16 protein-coding genes and 3 tRNA genes are annotated in these 17233 nt (G+C 72.8%); 12 read left to right on the top strand and 7 right to left on the bottom strand.

Going from position 1 to position 17233, the window contains the following annotated elements:
- Positions 1-2: 2 nt before the first annotated feature.
- The gene (locus SMD20_RS03225) at positions 3-884 is read right to left on the bottom strand and encodes a carbohydrate ABC transporter permease (protein WP_329574657.1); all 882 of its coding nucleotides are present in this window, start codon (positions 882-884) and stop codon (positions 3-5) included.
- The gene (locus SMD20_RS03220; RefSeq protein ID WP_329574655.1) at positions 881-2194 is read right to left on the bottom strand and encodes a glycoside hydrolase family 36 protein; all 1314 of its coding nucleotides are present in this window, start codon (positions 2192-2194) and stop codon (positions 881-883) included. The genes SMD20_RS03225 and SMD20_RS03220 overlap by 4 nt, the downstream gene beginning before the upstream one ends.
- A gap of 129 nt (positions 2195-2323) precedes the next feature.
- On the opposite strand from SMD20_RS03220, the gene SMD20_RS03215 reads away from it, so the two are divergent.
- Positions 2324-3478: an ROK family transcriptional regulator gene (locus SMD20_RS03215; protein ID WP_329574653.1), complete on the top strand. Its 1155-nt coding sequence runs from the start codon at positions 2324-2326 to the stop codon at positions 3476-3478.
- Between the two features lie 13 nt (positions 3479-3491).
- Here SMD20_RS03215 and dusB read toward each other — a convergent pair whose 3' ends face one another.
- Positions 3492-4601, bottom strand: coding sequence for a tRNA dihydrouridine synthase DusB (gene dusB, locus SMD20_RS03210; RefSeq protein WP_329574651.1), 1110 nt, complete (start codon positions 4599-4601; stop codon positions 3492-3494).
- A gap of 82 nt (positions 4602-4683) precedes the next feature.
- Between dusB and SMD20_RS03205 the strand changes: the two genes are divergently transcribed.
- The 5 genes from SMD20_RS03205 (at position 4684) to SMD20_RS03185 (ending at position 6773) form a co-directional block, all read left to right on the top strand.
- Positions 4684-5319 carry an ACT domain-containing protein gene (locus tag SMD20_RS03205; RefSeq protein WP_329574649.1) on the top strand — a complete coding sequence of 212 codons (636 nt, stop codon included), beginning with the start codon at positions 4684-4686 and terminating at the stop codon, positions 5317-5319.
- A 42-nt stretch (positions 5320-5361) separates the two neighbouring features.
- Positions 5362-5433 (top strand) — tRNA-Gly (locus SMD20_RS03200).
- A 19-nt stretch (positions 5434-5452) separates the two neighbouring features.
- Positions 5453-5523: transfer RNA gene (locus SMD20_RS03195), tRNA-Cys, on the top strand.
- Positions 5524-5528: 5 nt separating this feature from the next.
- Positions 5529-5603: transfer RNA gene (locus SMD20_RS03190), tRNA-Val, on the top strand.
- Between the two features lie 141 nt (positions 5604-5744).
- Positions 5745-6773, top strand: a complete 1029-nt coding sequence (locus SMD20_RS03185) for a LacI family DNA-binding transcriptional regulator (RefSeq protein ID WP_329574647.1) — start codon at positions 5745-5747, stop codon at positions 6771-6773.
- On the opposite strand, the gene arfA is transcribed toward SMD20_RS03185, so the two are convergent.
- Entirely contained in the window at positions 6760-8250 is a 1491-nt protein-coding gene (gene arfA, locus SMD20_RS03180; RefSeq protein WP_329574646.1) for an arabinosylfuranosidase ArfA, read from the bottom strand. The genes SMD20_RS03185 and arfA overlap by 14 nt on opposite strands.
- 230 nt (positions 8251-8480) lie before the next feature.
- On the opposite strand from arfA, the gene SMD20_RS03175 reads away from it, so the two are divergent.
- From SMD20_RS03175 to SMD20_RS03155, 5 genes are all read left to right on the top strand, one after another.
- Positions 8481-9815 carry an extracellular solute-binding protein gene (locus SMD20_RS03175; RefSeq protein WP_329574644.1) on the top strand — a complete coding sequence of 445 codons (1335 nt, stop codon included), beginning with the start codon at positions 8481-8483 and terminating at the stop codon, positions 9813-9815.
- The gene (locus tag SMD20_RS03170) at positions 9815-10732 is read left to right on the top strand and encodes a carbohydrate ABC transporter permease (RefSeq protein WP_329574642.1); all 918 of its coding nucleotides are present in this window, start codon (positions 9815-9817) and stop codon (positions 10730-10732) included. The genes SMD20_RS03175 and SMD20_RS03170 overlap by 1 nt, the downstream gene beginning before the upstream one ends.
- A complete protein-coding gene (locus tag SMD20_RS03165) occupies positions 10729-11562 on the top strand; it encodes a carbohydrate ABC transporter permease (protein ID WP_329574641.1) in 834 nt (277 codons plus the stop codon). Before SMD20_RS03170 ends, SMD20_RS03165 begins: the two co-directional genes overlap by 4 nt.
- Positions 11563-11668: 106 nt before the next feature.
- Positions 11669-12562 carry a D-alanyl-D-alanine carboxypeptidase family protein gene (locus SMD20_RS03160; protein WP_329574639.1) on the top strand — a complete coding sequence of 298 codons (894 nt, stop codon included), beginning with the start codon at positions 11669-11671 and terminating at the stop codon, positions 12560-12562.
- A 49-nt stretch (positions 12563-12611) separates the two neighbouring features.
- A complete protein-coding gene (locus tag SMD20_RS03155) occupies positions 12612-13679 on the top strand; it encodes a WD40/YVTN/BNR-like repeat-containing protein (RefSeq protein ID WP_329574637.1) in 1068 nt (355 codons plus the stop codon).
- 26 nt (positions 13680-13705) lie between these two features.
- Here the strand turns inward: SMD20_RS03155 and SMD20_RS03150 are convergent, their stop codons facing one another.
- Positions 13706-14335, bottom strand: coding sequence for an alpha-ketoglutarate-dependent dioxygenase AlkB (locus SMD20_RS03150; RefSeq protein WP_329574635.1), 630 nt, complete (start codon positions 14333-14335; stop codon positions 13706-13708).
- 77 nt (positions 14336-14412) lie between these two features.
- On the opposite strand from SMD20_RS03150, the gene SMD20_RS03145 reads away from it, so the two are divergent.
- Complete coding sequence (locus SMD20_RS03145) at positions 14413-15648, top strand: MFS transporter (protein ID WP_329574634.1); 1236 nt, start codon at positions 14413-14415, stop codon at positions 15646-15648.
- Here SMD20_RS03145 and SMD20_RS03140 read toward each other — a convergent pair.
- The gene (locus tag SMD20_RS03140) at positions 15631-16224 is read right to left on the bottom strand and encodes a CGNR zinc finger domain-containing protein (RefSeq protein ID WP_329574632.1); all 594 of its coding nucleotides are present in this window, start codon (positions 16222-16224) and stop codon (positions 15631-15633) included. The genes SMD20_RS03145 and SMD20_RS03140 overlap by 18 nt on opposite strands.
- 40 nt (positions 16225-16264) lie before the next feature.
- Entirely contained in the window at positions 16265-17233 is a 969-nt protein-coding gene (locus SMD20_RS03135) for a hypothetical protein (protein ID WP_329574631.1), read from the bottom strand.

Below are 17233 nucleotides of genomic sequence, written 5' to 3'. Positions count from 1 at the left end.
CCTCAGCTCAGGTCGTAGGTGGTGCGCTTGCCGAAGAACCGGACCTGCGCCAGCGTCACCGCGAAGATGACCGCGAACAGCAGCGTCGACAGCGTGGCCGCGTAGCCGAAGTCGAACTCCTTGAACGCGGTCTGGAAGATGCGGAAGTTCAGCACCTCGGTGCTGTGGCTCGGCCCGCCGTCCGTCATCGCGTACACCGTGTCGAACACCTGGAAGGCGCCGATGAGGTTGGTCACCGTGACGAAGAACATCGTGGGGTTGAGCAGCGGCAGCGTCACCCGCCAGAAGCGTTCGCGCGGCCCCGCGCCGTCCACGGCGGCGGCGTCGTGCAGCTCGCGCGGGATGCCCTGCAGCCCGGCCAGGAAGAACAGCATGTTGTAGCCGGTGTGCTGCCAGACGCTGACCAGCGCGACGGCCGGCAGCGCCCAGGACGGGTCGGACAGCCAGTCGGGGCCGGTCACGCCGACCAGCGCCAGCGCGCTGTTGAGCGCGCCGTCGCGCGGATCGAAGATCCACTGCCAGACGAGGCCGAGGACGATCGGCGTCGCCATCCACGGCACCACGAACAGCGAGCGGTAGAACCGCAGGCCCTTCACCCGCCGGTCGAGCAGCACCGCCAGCGCGAGGGCGAGGACGGTCTGCAGCGGGATCGACAGCAGGACGTAGCCGACGGTGACGAGGAGCGAGTGCCAGGTGCCGCCGTCGGTGGCCAGGCGGCGGTAGTTGTCCAGGCCGGCGAACTCGGGTGCGGACAGCAGCTCCCAGTCGAACAGGCTCAGCACGAGCACGATGACCATGGGGAGCAGCAGGAACGCCACCACACCGAAGAGGCTGGGCCCGATGAAGAGGTAGGCGTGCCATCCTCCCCTGCGGCCTCGGGTCACGACGGGTCCGTCGCGGTGGGGACCAGCAGCCGCCGGGTCGTCTCCATGCCCCACTCGTCCAGGGCGGCGATCGGGTCGCTGGAGCCGCGCAGCCCGCCGGTGGCCGCGACGTGCGCCGCCCACTCCTCCCGCGCCTCCATCTCGGGGCGGACGACGATGCAGTCCGGGTCGTTGACCCACCACCGGGCGTGCAGGAACTCCCGCGCCGCGCCGGTGAGGCGGGCGCCGAGCTGCGAGGGCTGGCTGATGTCCCCGGACCTGGGCCGCAGGGTGAGCGCGATGTCGGGGCTGACCCGCATGACGTCCACCAGGCCGATGCTGGGCAGCATCGGGGCGCCGCAGCCGTGCAGCGTGGCCTCCTCGCCGGCGCCGCGCCGGATGAGCTCCAGGCCGCGCCGGTAGGCGGCGATCGGGTCGAGGTCCTCGTGGCGGCGGCCGGCGAGCGCGCCGGCGTACAGGTAGTCGAGCTTGAAGTGGGTGATCCCCATGCCGGCGAACGTGCGGAAGACCTGCGTCAGGTGCTCGGCCGCGTCCGGATGGGTGACGTCGAGGACGGCGAGGTCCTGGTTCCACATGCGGCCCGCGTACGCGCCGCCGACCAGCCACTCGGGATGCTCCCGGTACAGGCGGCTGTCGTGGCCGACCAGGAAGGGGGCGGTCCAGATGCCGGCGCGGCGGCCGGTGCCGGTGACGGCGTCCACGGCGCGGGCGAGTGAGCCGAAGCCGGGACGGGGGTCCAGCCAGTCGCCGATGCCGGCCTCGTAGCCGTCGTCGATGAGGAACATGTCGGCGGGCAGGCCGTGGCGGGTGGCGAGCTCCAGGTTCTCCAGGACGTCGGCCTCGACGACCTTGTCCCAGTAGCCGTACCAGGTGCACCACATGGGCGGTAAAGCAGGGAACGTGCGCGGCGCGGAAGCGGCGGCGGCCATCGTCTCCGCCCACCGGCGCAGTGCCGTGCCGAGATCGCCCTCGACGCGGTGGTGGCGGGCCGGGGCGTCGGCCGAGATCACCAGGCGGCCGCCCTCCTCGCGGGCCCGGATCGAGGGCACCTCGTGGGGGCCGGCGGCGGACCACAGCTCCACGGAACCGTCGCCCGTCTCGACCGCGAGCAGGCCCTCCCCCTGGAACGTGCGCTCGGGGACCGGCGTGCCGGGGCGGTAGCAGAGGATCTGTATCGTCCCGTTCGCGGGCCGGGGCGGGGTCTCGTCCAGGCGATAGGCGCCCGTGGGGCTCCACGACTGCCAGCCGTGCTCGAACACCCGGGCCGAGCCGGGGACGTACGCGACCTCGCCGATGTCAACGAACGACATCAGACCTCTTTCCTGTTCTACTTACGAAGGAGCGCTTCATTAGTAGCACGGGCCTATGGCGCTCGTACAGCCCTTGATCCCTGGCATAATGCCTGACATAAACAGGAGACCTACCAAAGGACACGGCGAATGGCGGACCTACGCGGCGGCGACCTGTCCCGGCTGCGCCAGCTCAACTCGCTGACCGCCATCCGCGCGCTGCGCCGGGCGGGCCCGCTCACCCTGTCGGCGCTCGCCGAGCGCACGGGCCTGTCGCGGCCGTCCATGAAGGAGGTCGCCGACGAGCTGATGGGGCTCGGCTGGGTGGAGGAGGTGCCGCCCAGCCCCGGCACGATGGGCCGGCCCGCCCGCCGCTACCGCTTCCGCGCCGACAGCGGCTACCTGGTGGGCGTCGACATAGGGGGTCACAACATCCGCGCCGCCCTGTCCGACCTGGACGGGGAGATCCTGGCCGAGACCCGGCAGCCGGTGCTGCCCGACGCCCCGCTGGAGGAGCGCCTGGCCGCGATCGAGCGGGCCGTCGAGGGGTGCCTGACGCTGAGCCGCACCTCCGTCTCCGACCTCTGGACGGTCGCCGTCGGCACCATCGGCGTCATCGACGTCGAGGGCCGGGTCATCTACTCCGCCGCCGTCCCCGCCTGGCGCGACCTCGACCTCGCGGGACGGCTGCGCGAGATGTTCCCCTGCCCCGTGCTCATCGAGAACGACAGCCGCCTGGCCGCCATGGCCGAGACCAGGCGCGGCGTCGCCCAGGGCGCGAGGGACGTGGTGTTCCTGCACGTCGGGCGGCGTATGGGCGCGGGCCTGGTGATCGACGGCAAGGTGCACCGGGGGTTCGGCGCGGCGGCCGGGGAGGTCGCGATGCTGCCCGAGTCCCGCTGGTTCGACGCGCCCGAGCATCTCAACACCTGCGCGTGCGTGCCCGAGGGCGTCGCGCCGGAGGACGCGGCCGGCCACACCCTCGCCGCCGCCCGCAACGGCGACCCGGTCGCGGTGGAGTGCGTCGAGCGCTACGTCGACGACCTCGCCGTGGGCACCGCCGCCATGGTGCTCATCCTGGACCCGCAGATGGTGGTGCTCGGCGGCGGGTTCTCGCGCTCGTCCGACGTGCTCCTGGAGCCGCTGCGGCGGCGGCTGGAGACCCGCTGCATGCGGATGCCGGAGGTGCGGGCCTCGACGCTCGGGGACGAGTGCGTGGTGGTGGGCGCCATCGAGTACGCGGTAGCCCACCTCGACGACCAGCTCTTCCCCCCGGACCGCGGCCCGCTCCCGGTCGCCCGCTGACCTGTCCGGGAGGTCAGCCGCCGGACACCTCGGACTCGGCGTCCTGCGGCACCGCCACGTCCCACGGGTCGTCCAGCCAGCCGTCCGGCAGGAGCACCTTGTCCCGCTCGCCCGACTTGCCGCGCGGGGTGTCGGTGTGGGGCGGCCACGGCTGGTCGTGCTCCAGCTTGGCGAGGCCGGCCCGCAGCCCGTCGAGCGACTCGGCGGTGCCCAGCTCGCGCCGCAGTTCGGCGCCGACCGTGAAGCCCTTCAGGTACCAGCCGACGTGCTTGCGGAAGTCGGCGACGGCGTAGCGCTCGATGTCGAAGCAGCCGGCCAGCCCCTCGGCGTGCCGCATCATCATCCCGGCCACCTCGCCGAGCGTGGGGCGGACCCGCTCGGGGCTGCCGTTGAAGGCGTTCTCCAGGTCCTTGAACAACCACGGGCGGCCCAGGCAGCCGCGCCCCACCACCACGCCGTCGCAGCCGGTCTCGGCCACCATGCGCAGCGCGTCGTCGGCGCACCAGATGTCGCCGTTGCCCAGCACGGGGATCTCCGGCACGGCCTCCTTCAGCCGGGCGATGGCCGCCCAGTCGGCGAGCCCGCCGTAGTGCTGCCTGGCCGTGCGGGCGTGCAGCGCGATCGCCGCGACGCCCTCCTCGGCCGCGATGCGCCCCGCGTCGAGGTAGGTCAGGTGGTCGTCGTCGATGCCCTTGCGCATCTTCATCGTCACGGGCAGCGCCCCGGCGTTCGCGACCGCGGCCCGCAGGATGCGGCGCAGCAGGCCCCGTTTGTACGGCAGCGCCGACCCGCCCCCGCGCCTGGTCACCTTGGGCACCGGGCAGCCGAAGTTGAGATCGACGTGATCGGCGAGATCCTCCTCGGCGATCATGCGGACCGCCCGGCCCACGATGTCGGGGTCCACCCCGTAGAGCTGGATGCTCCTCGGCCGCTCGGAGCCGTCGAACCGGATCATCCGCATGGTCTTGGGGTTGCGTTCCACCAGCCCGCGTGTGGTGATCATCTCGCACACGAACAGCCCGGCGCCCTGCTCCCTGCACAGCACCCGGAACGGCGCGTTCGTGATGCCCGCCATCGGCGCCAGCACCACCGGCGGCCACACTCCGAGAGGCCCAATCTTCATCCGCCCAGTTGTAGCGCAGGTCAGGCTGTGACCGGTATTCGGCCGATAGGCTGTGATCGGCATCTCGGTGAGGGGGAAATGGATGCTTCTTCGCGTACGCGTGCGGCTGCCCGACAAGCCGGGCTCCCTGGCGCAGGTCACCAAGGTCCTGGGTGCGGCGGGGGCCGACATCACCCAGGTGATCGTCCTCGACCGGGGCGCGGGCACCGCACTCGACGACCTGACGATCTTCTGCCCGGAGAGCACGTCCCGGCAGGATCTCGTCAACAGCCTGGAGGGCGTCGAAGGCGTCGCCGTCGAGGCGATCTGGACCACCCGCGAGGCGCCCGGCACCTACCCGGAGCTGGAGATACTCAAATACATCACCACGGCGGGCGACCGCGCGCTGACCACGCTCGTCGACTCCCTGCCGGTGCTGTTCAGCGCCGACTGGGCGGCCACGGCCTCCGGCGGCCGGGTGGTCTACGCGAGCTGGCGGGCCCCGCAGGAGTTCGACCTCCCGGCCGAGGCGCCGTCCCGCCCGGCCGCCATGACCCTGGCCGACGGGCTGCACATCATCCACGCCCCGCTGCCACCGCTGGCGCTGACCCTCGTCCTGGCCCGCTCCGAGGGCCCGGCCTTCCACCGCATCGAGGTCCACCGCCTCACCCGCATCCTGGAGATCTTCCTCAGCCTGCCTGCGACCGAGCGGAGCGTGGCCCGGCAGCTTCGCAAGTAAGCATCAACGCCGAAAACCCGCTAGAGTTGTGAAAGCAGCAACGCGGAAGTGGCTCAGTGGTAGAGCATCACCTTGCCAAGGTGAGGGTCGCGGGTTCGAATCCCGTCTTCCGCTCGGAGTGGGATGTTGACGCGGTGGCGTGGCCGAGAGGCGAGGCAGCGGCCTGCAAAGCCGTCCACACGGGTTCAAATCCCGTCGCCACCTCACAAGGACGATTAGCTCAGCGGGAGAGCGCTTCCCTGACACGGAAGAGGTCACTGGTTCAATCCCAGTATCGTCCACCAGCACGTCGTCGAGAGCCCCGGTCGCCCAGGCCGGGGCTTTTTCGCGTCCTCCGGCCCCTCCCCGTGCCGAACACTTGCCCTGAGATGTTGCGCGCGTCTGCCCCTTTCGCCTGTTAGCGTTTACCTGGCAGGGGGTGAGCTGTGGTCAAAGCCAAGACGGGGCGGCCTGCGGTGCTCATGGACGTGGCCGTTCTCGCGGGGGTTTCCACGATGACCGTCTCGCGGGTGCTCAACGCGCCCGAGCGGGTCAGGGCCGAGACCAGGGAGCGGGTTCTCGCCGCTGTCAAGGAGCTCGACTACCGGCCCAACCACGCCGCCCGCCAGCTCGTGACCGGCCGTTCCGGTGTGCTCGGCGTGGTCAGCATCGACACCACGCTCTACGGTCCGGCCTCCACGCTCTACAGCGTCGAGCAGGCCGCCCGGCACGCCGGCTACAACGTGAGCATCGCCAGCCTGAGCTCGCTGCACCGCACCTCCATCCGCGAGGGCGTCGAGCGGCTGCGCGCGCAGGCGGTGGACGGGGTGATCATCGTGGCGCCGCACGAGTCGGCCGCCGACGGGCTGCGCCACCTGCCGCCGGCGATGCCGGTGGTCGCGGTGGACGCCGGTGACGACATCCCCGTGCCGGTGGCCAAGGTCGACCAGCGCGCCGGGGCGGTCAGGGCCACCCGCCACCTGCTCAGCCTCGGCCATCAGAGCGTCTGGCACGTCGGGGGCCCGGCCGACTGGCTCGACGCCAACGGCCGCATCGAGGGCTGGCGCGGGGTGCTGGAGGCCGCCGGGCGGCCGGTGCCCGACGTGCTGCGCGGCGACTGGAGCTCGCGCTCGGGATACCAGCTCGGCCGCCGGCTGGCCGACGATCCCGAGGTCACCGCGGTGTTCGTGGCCAACGACCAGATGGCGCTCGGGGTGCTGCGGGCGCTGCGCGAGGCGGGGCGGCGGGTGCCGGAGGACGTCAGCGTGGTCGGGTTCGACGACATCCCCGAGGCCGCGTACTTCTGGCCGCCGCTCACCACCGTCAGGCAGGACTTCGGCGAGGTGGGCCGGCACGCCTTCCACATGCTGCTCGACCGCATGGCGGGCGCCGAGCCCGAGGCCCGGCGCCTGGTGGAGCCGGAGCTGGTCGTACGCGAGAGCACCGGCGCAGCCCCGGGGCTCAGCCGAGCCTGATGACGTTCCAGGAGACCGGGGGCAGCACCACGGTCTCCGGGTCGTGCCGCACGTCCGGGTTGGGGCGGGGCGCGACGCGGCCGGGGTCGTCGGCGGTGTTGCGGGCGTAGACGTCCGGGCCGCTCAGCGTGCTCGCCTCCAGGACGCGCGCCCCGCCGAGGGCGCGGGCGTCGATGCGCAGCTCCATCGGCCGGTCGGTGGAGCGGTTGATCGCGAACACGGTGGTGGACCGCTCGTCGTGGGTGGCGACCGCGTGCAGCAGCGGCACCTGTCCGTACGCGGCCGTCTCGTAGCTCGGGCAGACCGGCTCCACGCGTAGCACGTCGCCGCTCGCGTACCTGCTGGCCTGGGCGAACGGGTGGAACGTGGTCTGCCTCCACGCCCGCCCGCCCGGCTCGGTCATGATCGGGGCGATGACGTTGACCAGTTGCGCCAGCGACGCGGCGCGCACCCGGTCGCTGTGCCGCAGCAGCGTGATCAGCAGGCCGCCGACCGCGACCGCGTCGGCCAGGTGGTAGTGGTCCTCCAGCAGGCGCGGCGCGACCGGCCAGTCCGACGGGGGGTCGGCGTTCTGGAAGCGGGACAGGTACCACACGTTCCACTCGTCGAAGGAGATGTCGATCCGCTTGCGCGACTTCAGCTTCGCGCCCACGTGGTCGGCGGTGGCGGCCACCGAGCGGATGAAGAACTCCATGTCGGTGGCGCAGGCGAGGAAGCTGCCCAGGTCGCCGTCCTTCTCCTCGTAGTAGGCGTGGCAGGAGATGTAGTCGACGACGTCGTAGGTGTGGGTGAGCACCTCGGCCTCCCACGCGCCGAAGGTCGGCATCGACGAGCTGGAGCTGCCGCAGGCGACCAGCTCCAGGTTCGGGTCGATCATCCGCATGGCGCGGGCGGTCTCGGCGGCCAGCCGGCCGTACTCGGCGGCGGTCTTGTGGCCGGTCTGCCAGGGGCCGTCCATCTCGTTGCCCAGGCACCACATCCGTACGTCGTGCGGCTCCTTGGCGCCGCCCGCGATCCGCCGGTCGGCGAGGGCGGTGCCGGAGGGGTGGTTGCAGTACTCCAGCAGGTCCAGCGCGGCCTCGATGCCGCGGGTGCCGAGGTTGACCGCCATCATCGGCTCCACCCCGGCCTTGCGGCACCAGCGGACGAACTCGTCCACCCCGACCTCGTTGGTCTCGGTGCTGTGCCAGGCCAGGTCGAGCCGGCGCGGCCGGAGCTCCTTGGGGCCGACGCCGTCCTCCCAGCGGTAGCCGGAGACGAAGTTGCCGCCGGGGTAGCGCACCGTGGAGACGCCGAGCTCGCGGGTCAGCTCCAGGACGTCGGCGCGGAAGCCGTCCTTGTCGGCGGCGGGGTGGCCGGGTTCGTAGATGCCGGTGTAGACGCAGCGGCCCAGGTGTTCGACGAACGTGCCGAAGGTGCGCCGCTGGACCGGGGCCACGCGGAAGGCGGGATCGAGCGTGAGTGCGGCCTGGTGCACGAAGGGAGCTCCTCAGGTTTCGCGGGCGTTACGTCACGGAGGCATTGTTAGCGTTATCAGGGGGGCCGGTCAAGAGCTCGGAGCGAGCGGGCCGGGCCGCGGAAAACGGTTGCCACATGGGCCTTGACACCGTTTTGTGTTACCGCTAACACTCGGGTAACCCCGCCGTAACCGCCTCGAACGACCTCGATCAACGGCCGGGCGACAGCCCGGTGAAGGAAGAGGCAACCGTGCAAGGTCCCCCCTCCCACCTCACCCGCCGGAGCCTGCTCGGCGGCAGCCTCGCGCTCGCCGGCGCCGCCGCCGCGAGCTGCGCCCTCCCCGTGGGGCTCGGCTCGTCCCAGACCCGCGTCCAGTACTGGCACTTCCTCGGAGCCAGCGACGGCATCATCATGAACCGGCTGGTCCAGGCGTTCGCCCAGGCCAACCCGGACGTCTTCGTGGAGGAGAACGTGCTGGCCTGGGGCGAGCCGTTCTACACCAAGGTCGCGATGGCCGGCTCGGGCGGGCGCTCCCCCGACCTCGCCACCTTCCACCTGGCCCGGCTGGCCGGCATCGGCGCGGGCGCCATCCTCGACCCGATCAACGTACGGCTCCTGGAGGAGGCGGGCCTGCGCGGCGCGGACTTCTCCCCGCCGATCTGGGAGCGCGCCCACCTCGACGGCGTGCTGTACGCGATCCCGTTCGACGCCCACCCCATGGTGCAGTACTACAACACCGACATCTGCGCCAAGGCCGGCCTGCTCGACTCCGGCGGCAAGCTGCAGCCCACCCAGGGCGAGGACGGCCTGATCGCCATGCTGCGCAAGGCCAAGGACGCCATGGGCGGCCGGCCGCCGCTCGCCTTCGACGCGCTCGGCCTCGGCACGGTCGGCCCCTGGCGGGTCTGGGGGTCGCTCTACCCGCAGAGCGGCGGCACGCTGCTGTCGCCGGACGGCTCCGCCATCGCCATCGACGACGCCAAGGCCCTCGCCGCGCTGCGCCTCATGGCCCGGCTCGGCAAGGAGGGGCTGTGCGACTGGCGCACGGACTACGGCGCCTCGGTCGCGAAGTTCACCAACGGCGAGGCCGCGTTCCTCTGGAACGGCGACTGGGAGGTGACCGGGCTCAAGGAGCGCGGGACGCCGTTCAGCATGTCCCGTTTCCCCAGCGTCTTCGGCACCGGCGCGGCGCAGGCCGACTGCCACTCGTTCGTGCTGCCGCACCAGCGTGACCGCGATCCCGAGGTGGAGCGGGCCACCTACCGCTTCATCGCCCACATCGTGAAGCACAGCGCCCAGTGGGCGGTGGCGGGTCACGTGCCCGCGTACCTGCCGGCGCTGGAGCAGCCCGACTACCTCGCGCTGCAGCCGCAGTCGGAGTACCGCTCCGTCGTCACCGAGGTCGCGCTCGACCCGCAGGTGTGGTTCGCCGGCTCGGCGTCGCGGCTGTGGATCGAGTTCGGCGAGGCGTTCTCGCCGGTGATCAGCGGGGAGCGTTCGCCGGAGGACGGCCTGGCCGCCGCCAAGGCGTCGCTGACCCGGCTGCTCGCCGCCCCGAACCCCTTCCCCAGGCAGGAGCGCTGATGACGACCGCCGTCGCGGCCCCCGCGGCCGCCCCGCCCGTTGCCAAGGCCAAGGTCAGGCACGCCTGGACGCAGCACGGACTGCTGTTCGTCCTGCCCTTCCTGGCCATCTATGTGGCGTTCCTCGTCTGGCCCGTGGTGCTGGGCGTGCGGATGAGCCTGTCCAGCGTCAACATCGCCGGCACCAACGACACCTTCGTCGGCTTCGGCAACTACGCCGAGGCGTTCGGCGACCCGCGCATGTGGCGCTCGTTGTGGAACACCCTCGTCTTCACCGTGCTCAGCACGGTGCCGCTGGTGCTGCTCGGGCTGGTGTTCGCGCTGCTGGCGCACCACCTGCGGTTCGTGCAGTGGCTGTGGCGGCTGTCGTTCTTCGGGCCGTTCCTGCTGCCGTCGGCCGTGGTGTCGCTGCTGTGGCTGCAGATGATCTACCCGCCGGACTACGGCCTGATCAACGGCACGTTCGGACTCGACGTGCTGTGGCTGGGCGATCCGTCCGTCGCCATGTGGTCCATGGTGCTCACCACGGTCTGGTGGACGGTCGGCTTCAACTTCCTGCTCTACCTGGCCGCTCTCCAGTCGATCCCCCACCACCTGTACGAGGCCGCCGCCCTCGACGGCGCCGGCGCCTGGGCCCGGCTGCGCTCGATCACGCTGCCGATGCTCGGCCGCACCACCGCGCTCATCGTGGTGCTGCAGCTGCTGGCCTCGCTGAAGGTCTTCGACCAGATCTACCTCATGACCGCCGGCGGCCCCCAGGACGCCACCCGGCCCATCATCGAGTACGCCTACGACGTCGGCTTCACCGGCTACCGGATCGGCTACGCCTCGGCGGTCTCGTACATCCTGTTCGCCATCATCGTCGTCGTCTCCCTGGCACAGCTCCGGCTGTTCCGCAAGCGCGCGGAGGACTCATGACCAAGCGGTTCCGCCCCGGTCAGCTCGTGCTGCTGCTGGTGGCGCTGGTGCTGGCGGCCGTGTGGCTCGCGCCCATCGCCTGGGCGGTGGCGACCTCGCTCAAGCCGGAGACGGAGACGACCAAGCTGCCCCTGGAGTGGTTCGGCAGCGAGCTCACGCTGGACGCCTACCGGCTGGTGCTCGGCACCGGCGACATCCTCACGTGGGCGATCAACTCCACGGTCACGGCGGTGCTCGTCACGTTCCTGACCGTGCTGCTGTCGGCGATGGCCGCCTACGGCTTCGCGCGCACGCACTTCCGCGGCCGGCGGGCGCTGCTGGGGCTGATCCTGGCCGGGATCATGGTGCCGCCGCAGGTGCTGATAGCGCCGCTGTTCGCCGAGATGGTGGCGCTCGGGCTGGTGGACACCTGGTGGGCGATCATCCTGCCGCAGGTGGCCGCGCCGCTCATCGTGTACGTGCTGTTCAAGTTCTTCCAGGACGTTCCGCCGGAGCTGGAGCAGGCCGCGTTCGTGGACGGGGCGGGGCGCTGGCGGGTGTTCTTCACGATCGTGCTGCCGCTGTCGCGGCCGGTGCTCGCCGCGGTGTCGATCTTCACCTTCATCACGACGTGGAACAACTTCCTGTGGCCGTTCCTGGTCTCCACCGACCCGAACACCATGACGCTGCCCGTCGGGCTCGCCAACGTCGTGCAGGGCACCTTCGGCCTCCGGTACGCGCAGATCATGGCGTCGGTGGTGCTCGCGGGGCTGCCGCTGCTGGTGGTGTTCGTGCTGTTCCAGCGGCAGATCGTGCGCGGCGTCGCGCACACCGGCCTGGCCGGGCAGTGACCGGGGAAAGATCTACCCGTACGGGAACGCCGACGGCATCGGCGTTCCCGACTCCGTGTCCAATTCGTTGTCAAATTCACCTCAAAGCAGGCGGCAACCTGGGGTAATGCGTAACCGGAAAGCCCGCCTGGCCGCCGTCGCCGGCGCCCTGGCCCTGGCCACGGGGGTCGTGGCGCCCGCCTACGCGGACGCGCCCGCCCCCCTCGCCGCCGCGCACGCGGCACTCGACGCTCCCGTGCTGTACGGGCGCGCGGCGTACCTGCTCGACGCCTCCACCGGCAAGCCACTCCTCGACGACCACGGCGGGGAGCGGATGCCGATCGCCAGCCTCACCAAGACGATGACGGCCCACGTGGTGCTGAAGCTCGCCAAGCCTACGGACGTGGTCGAGATCTCGCGCGCCGACGTCGCGTACGCGGAGGACGGCGGCGGCACCACCGCCGACCTGCGGGCCGGCGACCGCCTCACCGTGGGCGAGCTGCTCTACGGCCTCATGCTGCCGTCGGGGGCCGACGCGGCGCACGCGCTGGCGCGTACGTACGGGCCGGGCGTGGACGGCTTCGTCGCCAGGATGAACGCGACCGCCCGCGAGCTCGGCATGAACGACACCGAGTACGTCAACGCCGACGGCCTCCCCAGCCCTCGGGGCAACGGTCACTCCACGGCCCGCGACCAGGCCGTCCTCGCCGCCGAGGCGCTGCGCAACCCGCTGATCAAGCAGGCCGCCGGCACCCGCTACCACGAGCTGGACGCCACCGCCGAGCACCGCGCGTACGGCTGGCGCAACACCAACCGGCTGCTGGGCACGCCGGGCGCGATCGGGCTGAAGACGGGCTTCACCCGCGCCGCCGGGTACTGCCTGGCCTTCGCGGGCGAGCGGGACGGGCAGACGCTGGTGGGCGTGATCCTCGGCGAGTCCGTCTCCGCCCGGCGCTTCTCGACCGCGGAGTCCCTGCTCACCTGGGGGCACTCTTGGGGGGCTGCCCGTACCGCGGCCTGACCTGTAGGCCGCATGGACGGGATGATCCTTTTCTATTAGTTTTCCCGACATGATGCTTCACACAACGTTGAGCATGCTGTCAGCGGCCACCGTCATCGCGACGGGCTTCCCCGCCTTCTCGCACGCAGCCGACGACCTGCCGCGGCTCGGCTGGGAGCTGAAGGAGACCGGGGTGACCGCGCGCCTGCGCGGCCTGTCCCCCGTGAGCCGCCACGTGGCCTGGGCCTCCGGCTCGGAAGGCACCGTGCTGCGCACCACGGACGGCGGCCGGAGCTGGCAGAACGTCCCCCCGCCCGGCACGGCCGGGCTGCAGTTCCGCGACGTCGAGGCGTTCGACGCGCGCCGGGCGGTCGCGTTGTCCATCGGTGAGGGCACGGACTCGCGCGTCTACCGCACCGAGGACGGCGGCCGTACGTGGGCGGAGACGTTCAGGAACGACGAGCCGCGCGCCTTCTACGACTGCCTGGCCTTCTTCGACGACCGGCACGGCCTGGCGATGAGCGACCCGGTGGACGGCAGGTTCCGCGTTCTGGCCACCGAGGACGGCGGCGGGAGCTGGCGGATGCTGCCCGCCGAGGGCATGCCGATGGCGCTGCCGGGCGAGGCCGGGTTCGCGGCGAGCGGGCAGTGCCTCGTGACGGCGGGCAGCCGGGACGCCTGGCTGGCCTCCGGCGGGGCCGGGCGGGCGCGGGTGTTCCACTCGGCCGACCGCGGCCGGACGTGGACCGTCGCCAACACGCCCCTGCCGGCCGGGGATCCGGCGCGGGGGGTGTTCGGGCTCGCCTTCCGTGACCCGCGGAACGGCCTCGCGGTCGGCGGCGACTACCGGCCGGACCAGCAGTCGCCCAGCGCCGCGGCGGTCACCAGGGACGGCGGCGTCACCTGGCGGCCGGCCGCGACGCCGCCGCCGGGCTACCGGTCGGGGGTGACGTGGCTGCCGTTCCCGTCACTCGCGGCGGTCGCGGTGGGGCCGGGCGGCAGTGACGTGACGTGGAACGGCGGGCGGACGTGGCAGACGTTCGACGACGGCTCGTTCGACACGGTGTCATGCGCGCGGGACGGCTCCTGCTGGGCCTCCGGCGAACAGGGCCGCCTCGCCCGCCTGCGCCTGGAGTGACCGCCTGCCTGGAGTGAGCAGAGGGCTCAGCGGACGCCGCGCGGGCGGAACTGGACGCTGATGCGCGGCCCCGCGGGCCGGGCCGTCTTGGGGATGGCGTGCTCCCAGGTGCGCTGGCAGCTCCCGCCCATGACGATGAGGTCGCCGTGCCCGAGCTCGTGGCGGATCGACGGCCCGCCGCCCTTGGGGCGGAGCAGCAGCGGGCGCGGGTCGCCGACCGAGAGGATGGCGACCATGGTGTCCTCGGTGGAGCCCCTGCCGATGGTGTCGCCGTGCCAGGCCACGCTGTCGCGCCCGTCGCGGTAGAAGCACAGGCCCGCCGTGCGGAACGGCTCGCCCAGCTCGGCGCCGTAGTGGGCGTCGAGCGCGCGCCGGGCCTCGTCGAGGATCGGGTCGGGCAGCGGCTCGTCCTCGCCGTAGAACTTCAGCAGGCGGGGGACGTCCACGAACCGGTCGTACATGCGCCGCCGCTCGGCGCGCCAGGGCACCTCGGCGGCCAGGCGCTCGAACAGCGTGTCAGCGCCCGTCAGCCAGCCGGGCCGGAGGTCGATCCAGGCGCCGTGGTCGAGGTGCGTGCGGCGCACCGCCGCGCCGAGCGGCCCGAGCCCCAGCTCCTCGTCGAGGCCCAGCAAAGATGCTTGGAACGCGACTGTCATGCCACCCAGTCTACGCGATCGTTCAAACACGTTTTCGAGTGATCTTCCGGGTGCGCTTCCGGTGTAACGTCTCCTTCGTGTTATGGCGTTACCTGGCGGGGGCGGCGTCGGCCCGCACCGCGGACGAGATGTCGGGCCCCGCGCTGCTGATCGCCGGGCTGGCCGTGACCGGGTCGCCGGTGGTGGCGTCCTGGCTGCTGGCCGGGCTGACGGTGTCCGCCGCGGCGGGCGGGCCGCTGCTCGGGGTGCTGCTGGACCGGGCGCGGCGGCCGGGGCGGCTGCTCGCCGGGTGCCTCGTGGCGTACGCGGGCGGGCTGCTGGTCATCGTCTCCGGGCTGGGGCGGCTGCCGGAGGCCGCCCTGGTCGCGGTGGCGGTCGCGGCCGGCGTCGTGGGGCCGGCGCTCACCGGCGGCTGGACGGCCCAGCTCCCCGCCGTCACCGGAGCGGCCCGGCCGGGACAGGCGGACCCGTCCGACGCCGATGCGACCCCGCCGGGCGGGACGGACCCGGCCGACGCCGATGCGACGCGGCTGGGGCGGGCGAACGCGATGGACGCGATGACGTACAACGTGGCGGGGCTGGCGGGGCCGGCGCTCGCGGGGGTGATCGCCGGGGGCCCGGCCGCCGTCCTCGTCTGCGTCGCCCTGCTGGTCGCCGCCCTGCCCGCCGCCTGGGCCCTGCCCGCCTCGGCGGGGGTGAAGGCGCGCCGCGGCGTCGGCGAGGAGCTGCGGGAGGGGTTCGGCGCGATCCTGGGCAACCCGGCGCTGCTGCGGGCCACGGCCGGGTCGATGGTCTCGTGCGCGGGGACGGCGATGCTGGTCGTGTCGGCCCCGGTCCTCGGCGACCGGCTCACCGGCTCGACCGGCCCCGGCGCGCTGCTGCTCGCCGTCACCGCCGCGTGCGGCCTCGCCGCGAACGCGCTCGTCGCCAGGGCACGCGGGCCGCGACGCTGGGACGCCCTGCTCGTACGGGGGACGGCGGTGACGGGCGTGGGAATGGCACTGGCCGCCGTCGCGGCGGTGTCGGGAACGTACTGGGTCGCGGTGGTGGCGGCCGGCGTCGTGGGCCTGGGCGAGGGGCCGCAGCTCACCGCCCTGTTCTCGGTACGCCACCGCGAGGCACCCGAGCGGCTGCGCGCCCAGGTGTTCACCACGGGCGCCAGCCTGAAGATCACCTCGTTCGCGGTCGGGTCGGCGGTGGCCGGGCCGCTGGCGGCGTACTCGGTCGGGGCGGCCCTGCTGGCGGGCGCGGCGGCCCAGGCGGCGGCGGTGGCCGTGCTCACAGTCGGCCGCCGGTCAGTCCGGGACGTCTGAGGAGGCCGCGCGCGAGCGGTGGGCGGCGACGCGCTCGCGGGTGGCGCAGCGGGCGCTGCAGAAGCGGCGCGGGCTGCCCCCGCCCAGGTCGAGGTACGGCCGCCGGCAGCCCGCCGACGCGCACAGCCCGCCGGGCACCCGCTGATGATCGGCCAGGAGCACGGCGAACGCCATCGCCGACGACGCCAGGAACCACTCGGCCCAGGGCGCGTCGTCGGCGTCGTCCACGTGCACGTGCCAGCCCGTCGAGCCCCCGTGGTCGGTCAGCCTGGGGGCGCGGGCGGCGTCGGCGAGCAGCCGGTTGAGCAGCGCGGCCGCCCGGCCGGTGTCGGGAGCGGCCAGCACCTCGCGCAGGCGGGCCGCCGCCGCGCGCATCGCGGCGACGTCCGCCTCGCCGAGGTCGAGGTCTCCGCTCTCGCCGTGCTCGCGCAGGACGCGCGACACGGACTCGACCGACGCCTGCCGGTGCAGCAGCGCCACGCAGAGGTCGACGGCCCGCGCGGCCATCGCCTTGGTCGAGTGAACCGTGGTCGAGTGAACCTGGGTTGAGTGAACCTTGGCCGAGTGAGCCCGCACCCCAGCAGCGTAGCCCCACCAGCCCGTCCGGCTCAGCCGGTCAGCCGCCGCACGCGGCGAAGACGAAGCTGTCCTTCAGCACGGTGTAGCGGTCCCTGACGGTGACCGCGCCCGTCTCGGTGTCGATCCTGACGATGGTCATCGTGGTGCCCTTGGAGCCGGAGGCGGCCAGGTGGGCCGTCACCTGGGCGGCGCCCGTCCAGTCCAACATCTGGACGGGCGCCCGCGGCAGGCCGATCCTTCTGCGCTCGACGACCTGGTCGGTCTCCATGTCGTACGTCACCAGCTCCGGCTTGCCGCCCTGCACCACGGCGGCGACGGTCCGCCCGTCGGCGGCCAGCGCCTGCGGCCCGTTCGCGGCGACGACCTGGGGCGGCGTGGCGCGCAGCAGCTCCTCGCCGGTCTCGTCGTGGACGACCAGGTCGGTGGCGTTGTCCTCGCCCTCGGCGGTCGCGAGCAGCTCGTCGCCGTCGTAGCTGAAGCCGAGCACGTTCCGGCCGGCGGGGACGGTTCCGACGCGGGCGCCGGTGGCGGTGTCGAAGACACGGGTGCCCCGCGCCTTCTCGCCGTCGATGGAGACGGCCAGCCGGGCGCCGTCGTCGGAGAGCCGCAGTATCAGCGCGTCGTGGCGCACGCGGGGCAGCGCCGCGGCGGGCAGCAGCCGGACGCCGCCGCCCAGGGTGCGTACGGCGAGCCGGTTCGCCTTGGTGAAGTACGCGACCTTCCGGCCGTCGCCGCTCACCGCGATCGGGGCCGGGAACCAGGTCAGCTCCCTGCCCTTGGCGTCGCGGGCGACCCCCTGGGCGTCCGGCAGGGTGGTGACCTTGCCGCTGTGCAGGACGAGCCGCCAGTCACCGCACGGCCGGGCCTCCCCGTCGCGGGTGGCGCAGCTCTTGATGGAGGCGTACCTGATGCTGTCGGCCCCGTGATGGGGAGCCGCGTGGGCCGGGAGGGCGCCGGGCCAGGTCAGGGCCGCCGCCGTGAGGGCCGCGAGGATCGTCGTTCTCAT

This window comes from Nonomuraea sp. LP-02 (assembly GCF_036289125.1).
Classification (GTDB): domain Bacteria; phylum Actinomycetota; class Actinomycetes; order Streptosporangiales; family Streptosporangiaceae; genus Nonomuraea; species Nonomuraea bangladeshensis.
This window is presented reverse-complemented; position numbering and strand designations above follow the sequence as displayed.